General features: G+C 63.7%; 11 protein-coding genes. 6 read left to right on the forward strand and 5 right to left on the reverse strand.

From position 1 onward, the window contains the following. Positions 1-11 precede the first annotated feature (11 nt). On the reverse strand, positions 12-1,022 hold the full coding sequence (gene gap, locus NCS02_RS11865) for a type I glyceraldehyde-3-phosphate dehydrogenase (protein WP_008342872.1): 1,011 nt from the start codon (positions 1,020-1,022) through the stop codon (positions 12-14). Between the two features lie 47 nt (positions 1,023-1,069). After that, positions 1,070-3,124 (reverse strand): transketolase, encoded by a 2,055-nt coding sequence (tkt, locus tag NCS02_RS11870; RefSeq protein WP_239295147.1) that lies wholly within the window; start codon positions 3,122-3,124, stop codon positions 1,070-1,072. A 432-nt stretch (positions 3,125-3,556) separates the two neighbouring features. On the opposite strand from tkt, the gene NCS02_RS11875 reads away from it, so the two are divergent. Together NCS02_RS11875 and NCS02_RS11880 are read left to right on the forward strand one after the other, a co-directional pair. Further along, positions 3,557-3,970, forward strand: coding sequence for a VOC family protein (locus tag NCS02_RS11875; RefSeq protein ID WP_008342874.1), 414 nt, complete (start codon positions 3,557-3,559; stop codon positions 3,968-3,970). 53 nt (positions 3,971-4,023) lie between these two features. Beyond that, positions 4,024-4,761, forward strand: coding sequence for a 16S rRNA (uracil(1498)-N(3))-methyltransferase (locus NCS02_RS11880; RefSeq protein WP_008342875.1), 738 nt, complete (start codon positions 4,024-4,026; stop codon positions 4,759-4,761). Positions 4,762-4,826: 65 nt separating this feature from the next. Here NCS02_RS11880 and NCS02_RS11885 read toward each other — a convergent pair whose 3' ends face one another. The 3 genes from NCS02_RS11885 to NCS02_RS11895 all read right to left on the reverse strand — a co-directional run bounded on the left by NCS02_RS11885 (position 4,827) and on the right by NCS02_RS11895 (position 8,593). After that, positions 4,827-5,390: a barstar family protein gene (locus tag NCS02_RS11885; RefSeq protein ID WP_008342876.1), complete on the reverse strand. Its 564-nt coding sequence runs from the start codon at positions 5,388-5,390 to the stop codon at positions 4,827-4,829. Between the two features lie 4 nt (positions 5,391-5,394). Beyond that, the gene (locus NCS02_RS11890) at positions 5,395-5,889 is read right to left on the reverse strand and encodes a guanyl-specific ribonuclease (protein ID WP_502800876.1); all 495 of its coding nucleotides are present in this window, start codon (positions 5,887-5,889) and stop codon (positions 5,395-5,397) included. 409 nt (positions 5,890-6,298) lie between these two features. Further along, entirely contained in the window at positions 6,299-8,593 is a 2,295-nt protein-coding gene (locus tag NCS02_RS11895; RefSeq protein ID WP_008342878.1) for an NADP-dependent malic enzyme, read from the reverse strand. 242 nt (positions 8,594-8,835) lie between these two features. Between NCS02_RS11895 and thiL the strand changes: the two genes are divergently transcribed. The 4 genes from thiL to NCS02_RS11915 are packed head-to-tail and all read left to right on the forward strand — an operon-like array spanning position 8,836 to position 14,206. After that, positions 8,836-9,825 (forward strand): thiamine-phosphate kinase, encoded by a 990-nt coding sequence (gene thiL / locus NCS02_RS11900; RefSeq protein ID WP_250482241.1) that lies wholly within the window; start codon positions 8,836-8,838, stop codon positions 9,823-9,825. Beyond that, on the forward strand, positions 9,815-10,348 hold the full coding sequence (locus tag NCS02_RS11905) for a phosphatidylglycerophosphatase A family protein (RefSeq protein ID WP_008342880.1): 534 nt from the start codon (positions 9,815-9,817) through the stop codon (positions 10,346-10,348). Before thiL ends, NCS02_RS11905 begins: the two co-directional genes overlap by 11 nt. Positions 10,349-10,375: 27 nt before the next feature. Continuing rightward, entirely contained in the window at positions 10,376-10,876 is a 501-nt protein-coding gene (locus NCS02_RS11910; protein ID WP_008342881.1) for a CinA family protein, read from the forward strand. 15 nt (positions 10,877-10,891) lie between these two features. Continuing rightward, entirely contained in the window at positions 10,892-14,206 is a 3,315-nt protein-coding gene (locus NCS02_RS11915; protein ID WP_250523149.1) for a DEAD/DEAH box helicase, read from the forward strand. Positions 14,207-14,212: the final 6 nt, after the last annotated feature.

Consider the following 14,212-nt stretch of genomic DNA (forward strand, 5'->3'; position numbering starts at 1 on the left):
CAGGCTGAAACTTACTTCGCGTTCGCGAGGGCGACCGCCGTATCCAGCATGCGGTTCGAGAAGCCCCATTCGTTGTCGTACCAGCTCGACACCTTCACGAGACGGCCCGACACCTTCGTGAGCGTCGAATCGAACGTCGACGAAGCCGGGTTGTGGTTGTAGTCGATCGAGACCAGCGGCGCATCGTTGTAGCCGAGCACGCCCTTCAGTTCGCCTTCCGACGCTTCCTTCATGATCTTGTTGATCTCTTCGACCGTCGTATCGCGCGCGGCGATGAACGACAGATCGACGACCGACACGTTGATCGTCGGGACGCGGATCGCGTAGCCATCCAGCTTGCCGTTCAGCTCGGGCAGCACGAGGCCGACGGCCGAAGCAGCGCCCGTCTTCGTCGGGATCTGGCTGTGCGTGGCCGAGCGCGCGCGGCGCAGGTCTTCGTGGTACACGTCCGTCAGAACCTGGTCGTTCGTGTACGCGTGGATCGTGGTCATCAGACCGTTCACCAGGCCGATCTTGTCGTTCAACGGCTTAACGAGCGGCGCGAGGCAGTTCGTCGTGCACGATGCGTTCGAGATGACCGTGTCCGACGCCTTCAGCACGTTGTGATTCACGCCGTACACGATGGTCGCGTCGACGTCCTTGCCGCCCGGCGCCGAGATGATGACCTTCTTCGCGCCGCCCTTGATGTGCGCGCTCGCCTTTTCCTTCGTCGTGAAGAAGCCGGTGCACTCCATCACCACGTCGACCTTCAGCTCGCCCCACGGCAGTTCGGCCGGGTTGCGGTTCGCCAGAACGCGGATCTTGTCGCCGTTGACGACGAGGTAATCGCCGTCGACCGACACTTCGCCCGGGAACTTGCCGTGCGCCGTGTCGTACTGCGTCAGGTGCGCGTTGGTCTTGGCATCGCCGAGGTCGTTGATGGCGACGATCTCGATGTCGTGCTTCTTGCCGTTTTCATAGAGGGCGCGCAGCGTGTTGCGGCCGATACGGCCATAGCCGTTGATTGCAACGCGAATCGTCATGGTCTATCTCCTTGGCTTAAAAAAACCTGCTTCGCTGACCGCGAATTTTACTGCGCGGCGAGGACGGCCTTCGCCGTCGCGACAACATGCTCCACCGTGAAGCCGAAATGCTTGAACAGCGCGCCCGCCGGAGCCGACTCGCCGAACGTGTCGATGCCGACCACGCCGCCTTCGAGGCCCACATACTTGCGCCAGAAATCCGTCACGCCCGCTTCGATCGCCACGCGCGCCACGCCCTTCGGCAGCACGCGCTCACGATACTCGGCGTCCTGCTTGTCGAAGACGTTCGTGCACGGCATCGACACGACGCGCGCGCCGATGCCTTCCTTCGCCAGCGCCTCGACGGCTTGCATCGCGAGCTGCACTTCCGAGCCGGTCGCGATGAGGATGATCTTGCGCGCGGGGATATCGTCGTTCCAGTCGCGCAGTACGTAGCCGCCCTTCGCGATGTTGGCGATCTGAATGTCGTTGCGCGGAGAGAATTGCAGGTTCTGGCGGCTGAAAATCAGCGTCGACGGGCCGTTGTGCGCGATCGAATGCGTCCACGCGACCGCCGTTTCCACCGTATCGGCCGGACGCCACGTCTGCAGATTCGGGATCAGGCGCAGGCTCGACACATGTTCGATCGACTGGTGCGTCGGACCGTCTTCGCCGAGACCGATGGAATCGTGCGTGAACACAAAGATCGAGCGCGACTTCATCAGCGCGGCGACGCGCAGCGCGTTGCGGCTGTAGTCCGAGAACGTCAGGAACGTGCCGCCGAACGGACGATAGCCGCCATGCAGCGCGATGCCGTTGATCGCAGCCGACATGCCGAACTCGCGCACGCCGTAGTTGATGTGATTGCCCCACTGGATGCCCGCGTGTTCCGGATTCGCGTTTTCAGCGTCGCCTGCGGCGCGAACGGCTTTGGAAGCCTTCCAGTTGGTGAGGTTCGAGCCGGTCAGGTCGGCCGAGCCGCCGAGCAGTTCCGGCAGTGCCGCGGCCAGCCCTTCGATGGCGTTCTGCGAGGCCTTGCGCGTCGCGATAGTTTCGGCCTTCTGATTCGCGTCCTCGATGATCTTCGCGGCAGCTTCGGCCCAGTTCGCCGGCAGCTCGCCGCTCATGCGGCGCGTGAATTCGCTCGCTTCCGACGCGTACTTCGCGCGATAGGCGTCGAACGCCTTGTTCCATTCCGCTTCGGCGTGCGTGCCTTGTTCCTTCGCGTCCCACGCCGCATACACTTCCTGCGGAATTTCGAACGGACCGTAGTTCCAGCCGATCGCCGCGCGCGTCGCCGCGATTTCCTTGTCGCCGAGCGGCGCGCCGTGCGCGTCGTGACCGCCCGCCTTCGTCGGCGCGCCCTTGCCGATGACCGTGCGGCAGCAGATCAGCGTCGGCTTGTCCGACTTCTTCGCGGCGGCGATAGCGGCATCGACTGCATCGACGTTGTGGCCGTCCACGGCGCGGATCACGTTCCAGCCATACGCTTCGAAGCGCTTCGGCGTGTCGTCGTGGAACCAGTGCTCGACGTGGCCGTCGATGGAAATGCCGTTGTCGTCGTACAGCGCGATCAGCTTGTTGAGCTTGAGCGTGCCCGCGAGCGAGCAGGCTTCGTGCGAAATGCCTTCCATCAGGCAGCCGTCGCCAAGGAACACGTACGTGTAGTGATCGACGATCTTCGCGTCAGCCTTGTTGAATTCGGCGGCGAGCAGCGCCTCGGCGAGCGCCATGCCGACCGCATTGCCGACGCCCTGGCCGAGCGGGCCCGTGGTCGTCTCGACGCCGGCCGTGATGCCGTATTCCGGATGGCCCGGCGTCTTCGAATGCAGTTGACGGAAGTTCTTGAGCTCGCTCATCGGCAGGTCGTAGCCGGTGAGGTGCAGCAGCGAATACAGCAACATCGAGCCGTGACCGTTCGACAACACGAAACGGTCGCGATCGAACCAGTGCGGATTCGCGGGATTGTGCTTCAGATGGCGCGACCACAGCGCGACGCCGATTTCCGCCATGCCCATCGGCATGCCGGGATGGCCGGAGTTGGCTTGTTGAACGGCGTCCATGGCGAGCGCGCGGATTGCGTTGGCCATGAGGGCGGTCTGGCTGGAGGTCGGGATCGTCATGTCGAGTCTGGGCAGGTGCTGAAATGATCCGCGGTGCTTCTCTTGCAGTACTTCTCACTCGGGCCGGACCCGCACACACCACGTTTTCAGGACCGGAACGACTTGGAAACGACGAGAAACGACGAGGATCGGAAGCCCATCATTCTAACAGACCGGTCCGATTGACACGCGTCTGTAAGGGCGCAAATCCGGTGCGTCCGGACGTCCCGGGCGCGGGCATGTTCCGTGCACTTCACGCGTCGCCGCACTGTCACGGCAGCATGACAATCCGTGACCTTACACGGTAACGCGCGCGGTCAACGGACGTTCATCTGGCGAAATCCGTCCGGCGCGCGGCGTATCGCGCAGGTTCCTTGCCGGTCCATTGATCGTACGGCTTCATGGCAAAATGCTTCCCAATGTGCAGCAGCAAGGCTTCAAGGAGTGCTTTCGATGACCGACCCTCGCCCCGCCGACGTGCCCTGGCTGACTCCGTATCTCACCGTGCGCGACGCACGCGTGAGCATTGCGTTTTATGAAAAAGCGCTAGGCTTCGCGGTGCGCGACAGCGTCAACGACGACGGCACGGTCATCCATGTCGAGATGACGTATCGCGGGCAGTTGATCGTGATGTTCGCGCCCGAAGGCGCGTACGGTTCGCAGGCGCGCACGCCGAAGAGCGCGGGGCAAATGGCGCCGCAGTCCTTCTATTTATACGTCGATGACGTCGACGCCACGTTCCATCAGGCGCTCGCAGTCGGCGCGAAGGCGCTCATCGAGCCGCAGGACCAGTTCTGGGGCGACCGCTTCGCGCAGATCGAAGATCCGGACGGCTATCGCTGGGCGATCGCGCGGCATCTGCGCTGAGCGCGCAGGCATTCTCACTATCCGCGGACGGCCGAGTCCGCGATCAATCACTCATGCCACGTTTTCATGTCGACGGCCCGCTCTGCGCAGGCCAAACCTTCGCCCTTCCGGATGACGTCGTGCGTCATGTGCACGTCCTGCGTCTGCAAACGGGCGATGCAATCACACTCTTCGATGGCCGCGGCGGCGAATATCGCGGCGAGCTCGTCGATATCGCCAAACGCGCGGCGACCGCGCGCATCGACGAACACAGCGATCGCGAAGCCGAGCCGCCGTATCGCGTGACGCTCGCACAAGGCGTCGCGGGCGGCGACAAGATGGACTGGCTCATCGAGAAGGCGGTGGAACTCGGCGTCTCGGGCATTGCGCCGATCACGGCCGAGCGCGGCGTCGTGCGTCTCGCCGGCGAGCGCGCATTGCGTCGTCAGGCGCACTGGCAGGCGCTCACGCGCGCGGCGTGCGAGCAATGCGGGCGCAATCGCGTGCCCGAGGTTGCGCCGCCGCGCGATCTCGGCGCCTGGCTCGCCGACCTGCCCGCCGCCATCGACGGCGAACTGCGCCTCCTTCTCTCGCCGCGCGCCGAAGTCAGCTTCGCATCGTTGCCCGTCGATCCGCCGGCGAGTCCCGTCACTTTGCTGATCGGGCCGGAAGCGGGTTTTTCGCCCGCGGAAGAAACCGCGATCGTCGATGCGGGTTTTTCCACGCTCGGGCTCGGCCCGCGCGTGCTGCGCACGGAGACGGCGGGCATTGCGGTGTTGGCGGCGCTGGCCGCGCGCTGGGGCGGCTGGTAAAAAAATAGCCCGATGGAAACCCATCGGGCTATTTTCCTGCTTTGCGCCGGCCTTGGTTCGAATGCTCAGACGAACGAATAGAACACGCGGAAAGCCACTTTCCTTTCCGCCCAGAATTCCGCCGCGTCGCGGAATACGTCCAGCAGCACTTCGCGGCCTTCCTTGTCGAACTTCTGCGCGATCGGCAGTTGTTCCAGCACGATCACGAAACCCGGTTGCGAGCCCGCCTTGTGAACGAGATCGGTGAGCGAATCGTAAAGCGCGTCGTAGTTCTTGCCGAAGTGTTTGGGAAAGAGAAACGAAAGAGCGATAGTCTCGAGCACTTCCTGTTTGCTCTGCGCATGGCCGAGATACGCGTACAGGAAATGCTGGCCGAGGCGGTTCGCTTCGTCCGCGAGATCCTGCACCCGGAACGCGCGAATCGACTGCACGATGTTCGGCCGCACGGTTGCGAACAGCGATTCCGAATCCTCTTGCGGATGGAGCTCCTCGGGCCTGGTCTCGTCGTCGGGTCTGTTGTCGTGTTCTGTCATGCGTAGCCGCAATACTCGCTGGAACAGGTTGCCATCGCCGGTGGCGAAAAGATCACCCGCGACGCTGTGGTCGTGCGCGTAGATGTTGTCGCTCATGCCGTTAATCCCGTAGTTGATCCGCAATGCGTTTGAAACTGGCGTAGTGGTCGTCCGTGTAGTAGCAATCGTCGAGCTTCTTCTTCGGACCGCCACACACGATCCGGCGCGCGCCGCGATCCCGCGCGCGAGGCGTGGGAACGGTGTATTCGTGGTAGTAGCCGCGTGGATGCCGCGGAAGCAAACGCTCGCGATTGCCGAACACGACGCCGTCCTTCTCGAAAGGGAAAGGGCCGCCCGCTTCGATCAGCCGCAAGGTTGCGACCGCCTGCTTGGGCAACTGCGCAATGTAGACGGTGGCCAGCCCGTCGCGCTCCTGCTCGCCGGTCGCTTGCGGTTGCCGCACCTGCGCTTCACGGACCGGTTCGGCCGGCGAGACGGGCGCCGGACTCGCCGAAGCAACCATCTCCTGAACGCCGCTTCGAGGTTCATCCTTGCCGCACGCGCCCAACAAGACGCTCAAGGCGGCGAAAAACGAAAGAGCCCTCGCGCGTGTCACCAAACGGTTGTCCTCGCGTTACACCAGAATTCACGACCATGAAAGATGTAAGGGTATCGCTAATGACAGGGCGAAGCAACGTTCGCCCGAAAATCGGAAATTTTTTCGCAGTTTGGAGCGATCCCGCAAATTCTGATGACGTAATCATCCGAAGAATTAGCCGAAATCTGAGAGATTTTTATCCCAGTCAGGATAATAATTTGCTCGGTGGATCTGAAGCGTTGGACGAGCCGCCTCACTCGTCGCCAGTTTCGCGGCATCGCGCTTGCCGTTCGATCCCGCTTTTTGCGTGTAAAGCAAACACTCCTTTGCTTTTTTCGCGGCGTGCCGTGTGTCCACGGCACGCTTTTTTTTGCGCAAAAAAAGCGGCGGGAAAGCCCGCCGCGTTCTTGGTCAAAGCAAGCCGCGATCAGCGCGCCGCCGATGCATCCGCCACCAGCAATGCCGTCATGTTGACGATTCGCCGCACCGTCGCCGATGAAGTGAGCACGTGAACCGGCTTCGCCGCGCCGAGCAGGATCGGCCCGATCGCGATGCCGCTTCCCGCCGCCGTCTTCAGCAGGTTGTACGAGATGTTCGCCGCGTCGATGTTCGGCAGAATCAGCAGGTTCGCGTCGCCTTCGAGCGTCGATTCGGGCAGCACTTCCTTGCGCAGACGCGCATCGAGCGCCACGTCGCCGTGCATTTCGCCATCCACGTCGAGATCGGGCGCGCGTTCCTTAAGGATCGCGAGCACGTCGCGCATCTTCTGCGCGGTCGGCGCGTTGCTCGTACCGAAGTTCGAATGCGACAAGAGCGCGATCTTCGGCACGATGCCGAAACGCTTCACTTCTTCCGCCGCGAGCATCGTGATTTCGGCGAGCTGCTCGGGCGTCGGATCGACGTTCACGTGTGTATCGACGATGAAAATCTGACGCCCCGGCAGCACGAGCGCGTTCATTGCCGCGTATACGTTCGCGCCTTCCTTCTTGCCGATCACTTGATCGATGAAGTGCAGATGACGATGCGTCGTGCTCACCGTGCCGCAGATCATGCCGTCGGCTTCGCCCTTCTGCACGAGCATCGCGCCGATCAGCGTCGTGCGGCGGCGCATTTCGAGCTTCGCCATCTGCTGGCTGATGCCTTTGCGCGCCATCATCTTCGCGTACGTCTGCCAGAAATCGCGATAACGCTCGTCGTGGTCCGTATCGACCACGGAGAAATCGACGCCCGGCGCGAGACGCAGGCCGAATTTCTGGATGCGTTGCTGGATGACCGCCGGACGGCCGATGAGAATCGGCTTCGCGATCTTTTCATCGACGGCGATCTGCACCGCGCGCAGCACGCGCTCTTCCTCGCCCTCCGCGAACACGATGCGCTTCTTCTCCGGCTCGACGCTGCGCGCGAGCTGGAACACGGGCTTCATCGTCGTGCCGCTGTGATAGACGAACTGCTGCAGATGCTGCTCGTACGCTTCCATGTCCTCGATCGGACGCGTCGCCACGCCGCTGTCCATCGCCGCCTTCGCGACGGCCGGCGCGATCTTCACGATGAGACGCGGATCGAAAGGCTTCGGAATCAGATATTCCGGGCCGAACGACAAATCCTGAATGCCATAAGCCGTCGCGACGATATCGCTCTGCTCCTGGCGCGCCAGCTCCGCGATCGCGTTCACCGCCGCGATTTCCATTTCCTTCGTGATGACGGTCGCGCCGACATCGAGCGCGCCGCGGAAGATGAACGGGAAGCACAGAACGTTGTTGACCTGATTCGGATAATCCGTGCGGCCGGTGGCGAGCACGGCGTCCGGGCGCACTTCCAGCGCGAGTTCCGGCAGGATTTCCGGCGTCGGATTCGCGAGCGCCAGAATCAGCGGCTTCGCGGCCATCTGCTTGACCATGTCCTGCTTGAGCACGCCGCCGGCGGAAAGCCCGAGGAACACGTCCGCGCCTTCGATCACTTCGGCGAGCGTGCGCGCACTGGTTTCGCGCGCGAACAGTTCCTTGTCCGGATCCATCAGTTCCGTGCGGCCCTTGTAGACGACGCCGGCCAGATCGGTCACGAAGATGTTCTCGCGCTTCATGCCGAGATCGACGAGCAGATTCAGGCAGGCCAGCGCTGCCGCGCCCGCACCCGACGCGACGAGCTTCACTTCGCCGATGTTCTTGCCGACCACCTTCAGCCCGTTCGTGATCGCCGCCGCGACGACGATGGCCGTGCCGTGCTGATCGTCGTGGAAGACGGGAATTTTCATGCGCTTGCGGCATTCGCGTTCGACGATGAAGCAGTCCGGCGCCTTGATGTCTTCCAGATTGATGCCGCCGAAAGTCGGCTCGAGCGCGGCGATCACGTCGACGAGCTTGTGCGGATCGCTTTCGTTCAGCTCGATATCGAACACGTCGATGCCGGCGAACTTCTTGAAGAGCACGGCCTTGCCTTCCATCACCGGCTTCGATGCGAGCGGCCCGATGTTGCCGAGGCCCAGCACGGCCGTGCCATTGCTGACGACGCCGACGAGATTGCTGCGCGCGGTGAAGCGCGCGGCGTTCAGCGGATCTTCGACGATCGCTTCACACGCGAACGCGACGCCCGGCGAGTAAGCCAGCGCGAGGTCGCGCTGGTTGATCATCTGCTTGGTGGGGGCGATCGCGATCTTCCCGGGAACCGGAAATTCGTGATAGTCGAGCGCAGCTTCGCGCAACTTGGTATTGGCGTCAGTCGTCATAAGGCGGGCTAGCAGTGCGGGAATTAGAATGGAAGTTCGAACGCATTGTAGCGCCAATCAGTCGCGGTTTCGGACCGCGCTCCATGCATTTCGGCTACAAGTGCCATGACTGGAAAACGTCTGGTCGGTCCGTCCGGCAAGCCTTCGCGGGCATCGGCCGAGTGTTTTCCAGATGCGGCGCCGGTTTCGGCGCGCTGTGTTTTTCATCGTGCATTGCAACAATCAACCTCAAGCGCCGACGCATGCTCTCCGAGTTTTCACTGATCGACCGTTTCTTTGCACGCCGCGCGACGGCGCCTTCCCCGCGTCATGACGAGGAGGCCGCGAAGCCGCTCGGCATCGGCGACGACTGCGCGCTTATCGCGCCGCCGGTTGGCCATCAGCTCGCCATTTCGACGGACATGCTGGTCGAAGGACGCCACTTCTTTCCCGATGTCGATCCGTACGCGCTCGGTCACAAGGCGCTCGCGGTGAACCTGTCCGATCTCGCCGCGATGGGCGCGAAGCCGCACGCGTTCACGCTCGCGCTCGCGTTGCCGCGCGCCGACGAAGCCTGGCTCGAAGCGTTCAGCAACGGTCTCTTCGCGCTCGCGGAACGTCACGATTGCGCGCTCGTCGGCGGCGATACGACGAGCGGGCCGCTCAACATCTGCATCACGGTGTTCGGCGACGTGCCGCAGGGTGCGGCATTGCGTCGCGATGCGGCGCGTCCCGGCGACGACATCTACGTATCCGGCACCTTGGGCGACGCGCGCGCGGGCCTCGGCGCGATTCGCGGCGAGTGGTCCGCGCCGGAAGCTTCCGCCTGGCGGCGCGCGCTGGAGCGCCCGGAACCGCGCGTCGCGTTGGGCATGGCGTTGCGCGGCGTGGCGCACGCGGCGCTCGATATCTCCGATGGCCTCGCGGGCGATCTCATGCACATCCTGAAGCGTTCGGGCGTGCGCGCGGTCGTCGATGCCGATGCCGTGCCGTGCTCCGATGCCGTGCGCGCGCTGCCCGAAACCGCGCGCCGACAATGCACGCTCGCGGGCGGCGACGACTACGAGCTCTGCTTCACCGCGCCCATCGATGCCCGCGACGCGCTCGCCAAGATCGCGACGGACGTGAAAGTGCCGCTGACGCGCATCGGTACAATCGAGTCATCCGGTGCGCCCGCAATCGCCTGGCGCGATGCGTCGGGCGCCCCGCTCTCCCTGACGTTGCAAGGCTTCGATCATTTCCATGCAGACTGACCCCACGCTAGCGGGCGACCCGGCCGCGCCGCGCAGCAAGCCGCGCCGGGCGAGCGCGCGCTTCATGCTCGACCATCCGCTTCATATTCTTTCGCTCGGCTTCGGCAGCGGACTGTCTCCCATCGTGCCGGGCACGGTCGGCACGTTATTCGCATGGGTGTCGTTCGTCGTGTTCAATCCGCATCTGACGGTCGCGGAATGGGGCGCGCTGATCGTCGCCGGCTTCATTGCGGGATGCTGGTTCACCGGCTTCACGGCCAAGAAAATGGGCACCAACGATCCGTCGCCGGTCGTGTGGGACGAGATCGTCGCGTTCTGGCTCGTGCTGCTGCTCGTCACGCCCGCGACCTTCACCGGACAATTGTGGGCGTTCGTCGTGTTCCGCTTCTTCGACATGGTGAAGCCGCCGCCCATCCGGTATTTCGATCGCCGGTTGAAAGGCGGTTTCGGCATCATGTTCGATGATCTTGTCGCGGCGTTCTTCACGCTGCTCGTGATCGCGCTCTGGCGCATGACCCTCTGATTTTTTCCATCCATCGGGACCACCGCCATGCCAACCGACACCGTCGTTCACCAACTTGCGATTCGCGTCGGCAACAAGCTGCACGCCGAACGGCTGATGCTCGCCACCGCTGAGTCGTGCACGGGCGGCATGGTCGCGACCGCCATCACCGATATTTCCGGCAGCAGCGCGTGGTTCGAGCGCGGCTTCGTCACGTATTCGAATCTCGCGAAGATCGAGATGATCGGCGTGCCCGCGACGCTGATCGAACAGCACGGCGCGGTCAGCGAGCCGGTCGCGAAGGCCATGGCCGAAGGCGCGCTGCGCAACAGCCGCGCGCAGGTCTCGGTATCGATTACGGGCGTGGCGGGACCGGCGGGCGGCAGCGAGGCGAAGCCGGTTGGAACCGTGTGCTTCGGATGGAGCAATCGTCTGAATACGCAGATCGAGACCCAGCATTTCAAGGGCGATCGCGAACAGGTCAGAACGCAGGCCGCCGCGCATGCCTTGCGCAGGCTGCTGGAGTTCATGGATCAGAGCGAGCGCTGAGCGAGCGTCTATCGCATGAACAAGCGCATCGACAATCCGGCCGATTCCATCACGTTCAGCAAGGATCAGGTGGCCCGCTGGATGGGTCAGAAGACCTTCGGCAAGGCGCTCGACTACGTTAATGCGGTGCGCGATCTCGGCTGGACGGGCGAAATCCTGCGCGCGCGCGTGCCCGGCACGCAGCTACAGCCGTACTCGGTCGAGATTTCCTTCCGCGAAGAACGGCCGCGCGGCTATTGCTCTTGTCCCGTCGGTTACGAATGCAAGCATGTCGCGGCGACGCTGCTCGCCTATCTGGATCGCACGCAAGCAGCCGATCAAACGGGCGTGAGTTTCGAGGTCGAGCAGTGGCTTTCCAGCTTTCGGGCGAAGGTCGAGGCGACGCGTCGGGCACGCGCGACAGCGGTCCGGCGCACGACAGGCGCAAACAACCAAATTCTCTATGTGCTCGTTCCGTCCATGTACGGGGCGCTGCCTTTCGAGATCGCAATGCTGAAGGCGCGGCTCGGCACCAACGGCGACATTCGCGCGACCGAAGCGTGGTATCCAAATTACGCCCAGTGGAATAATCCGCCGAAATTCGTGACGCCGGCAGATGAACCCATCGTCCGTGCGCTCAGGAACGAGCGCGGAGGTTCAAGCGGCTACTACGCGCTCAAGGGCAAGCGCGGCGCGATCGTCTGGCAGATGATGCTCGCGACGGGCCGCCTCTACTTCGAACCGGACATCCGGGATCCGCGACTCGCACAGCCGTTGCGCGAAGGCGCGATGCGCAGCGGAAACATCGAATGGATTCCGCACGGCGACGACATGATCTTCGCCTCGCTCGAAACGTCGCCGGAATCGAACGTCACATTGCCGACCGAGCCGCCGTTGTACATCGACATCGTTACGAACGAAACCGGATCCATCGACGTACCGATTTCGGACGAACTGCTCGCCGATTATCTGTCGATGCCGGTGCTCACGCTCGACGAAGCGGCCGCCGTGCGTAACGCGCTCGCCGAATTCGCGCCCGATCTGCCCGCGCCGCCCTCCGACGGCGAGACCGGAATACGCACGATCGACGCGACGCCGGCGCCCGTCCTCACGCTCGATACGCTGTTGCTCGATGCACCCGCCAGGCTGGATATGCCCGCGACCGAACTGGACATCGCGTTGCTCGATTTCGACTACGGCGGCGTGACGATCGCGGCGAACAGTCCCGACGCTCTTTTGCGGCTCGCGGACGGCGAGCTCGTCCGTATCGCGCGCCGGATCGATATCGAAGATGCATGCGCCGGACGCCTGCTCGGACGCGGGATGAAGTCGGTCTCCGGCGCGCCTGTCAGCCGCGCCGACTCACCGTATGCGGGCGGCTTCATCATGCCGGCGCGCGACGCGTGGCCGGCGTTCGTCAGCGACGACATTCCCGCTTTGCGCGACGCCGGCTGGCGCATCGAGATCACGCCCAATTCGCGCTTCGATGTCGTCGAGGTCGAGCAAATCGACGCGACCGCGCGCGCCGCCGAAAACGGCTGGTTCGATCTCGAGTTGGGCATCCTCGTCGAGACGGAGCGCGTGCGCCTCGAACCGTTGCTCGCCGAGCTTTTCGCCCGGGATCGCCGCTGGTTGAACGGCGCGATCGACGCCATCGACGATGCGCACGCCGTCGAATTCCGCACGCACGAAGGCAGGCGCTTCGCGATGCGCGCCGCGCGGATCAAGCCGCTCGTGCGCGCGCTCATCGACCTGTTCGACCGCGCCGAGCCGAAAGCCGACGCGTCACTGCGGCTGCAGGCGCTCGAAGCCGGCCGTCTCGCCGCCGCCGACGAAACGCTTCGCTGGCAATTCGATGGCGACGCGTCGGTCATCGAACTTGCGAAACGGCTACGCAACGTCGCGGGAACGCGCCGCATCGACGCCCCACGCGGGCTTCAAGCGACGCTGCGTGACTATCAGCGCGAGGGCGTCGACTGGATGCAATTCCTGCGCGAACACGATATCGCCGGCGTGCTCGCGGACGACATGGGGCTCGGCAAGACCATACAGACGCTCGCGCACATACTCGTCGAGAAGGAGGCGGGCCGGCTCACGAGCCCGGCGCTGATCGTCGTGCCGACCACGCTCGTCAACAACTGGATCGACGAAGCGCGCCGCTTCGTGCCCTCGCTGAAAGTGCTCGATCTGCATGGCCCGTTGCGTCACGAACGCTTCACGGAAATTGCGCGGCACGACCTCGTCGTGACGACGTATGCGCTCGTCTGGCGCGATCACAAAGCGCTGTCGCAGCACGACTATCACCTGTTGATACTCGACGAAGCGCATTACGTGAAGAACGCATCGAGCAAGGCGGCGGGCGTGGTTCGCACGTTGGGCGCGCGGCATCGGCTCTCTCTCACGGGGACGCCGCTGGAGAATCATCTGGGCGAACTTTGGTCGCAGTTCGATTTCCTGCTGCCCGGCTTTCTCGGCTCGAAAAAGGAGTTCGCCTCTCGCTGGCGCAAGCCTATCGAAAAGCAGAACGACGCGATGCGCCGCGATCTGCTCGCGCGCCGGATTCGCCCGTTCATGCTTCGCCGCCGCAAAGATGAAGTCGCGACGGAATTGCCGCCGAAGACAATGATCGTGCGCAGCGTCGAACTCGAAGACGCACAGCGTGATCTCTATGAAACCGTGCGCGCCGCGATGCAGAAGAAGGTGCGCGACGCTATCTCGAAGCAGGGGTTCGCACGCAGCCATATCGTGATGCTCGACGCGTTGCTGAAACTGCGGCAAGTGTGCTGCGATCCGTCGCTCGTCAAGCTGCCGGGGGCGCCGAAAACCGCGGGATCGGCCAAGCTCGCGCTGTTGCTCGAGATGCTTCCGGCGCTCATCGAGGAAGGCCGGCGCGTGCTCGTTTTCTCGCAGTTCACGGGCATGCTCGCGATCATCGCCGCCGCGCTCGACGAGGCCGGTCTCGCGTATGTCACGCTGACGGGCGACACCGCTGACCGCAAGACGCCGGTGCAGCGCTTCCAGAAGGGCGAAGCGCCGGTCTTCCTGATCAGCCTGAAGGCGGGCGGCGTCGGCCTGAACCTGACGGCGGCCGATACCGTCATTCATTACGATCCGTGGTGGAATCCGGCGGCCGAGAATCAGGCGACGGATCGCGCGCACCGCATCGGCCAGGAAAAGCCGGTGTTCGTGTACAAGCTCGTCGCGGCCGGGAGCATCGAAGAAAAGATTCTGGAGATGCAGGGGCGAAAGGCAGCGCTCGCGGCGGGCATTCTGTCCGAAGATGCGCGCGCGGTGGAGAAGTTCTCCGCCGAAGACATCGAGGCGCTGTTCGCGCCTATTGCCGATAGTTGAAGCGCG

The sequence above is a fragment of the Caballeronia sp. NCF2 genome (assembly GCF_023631205.1).
In the GTDB taxonomy this organism is placed as follows: Bacteria; Pseudomonadota; Gammaproteobacteria; order Burkholderiales; family Burkholderiaceae; genus Caballeronia; species Caballeronia zhejiangensis.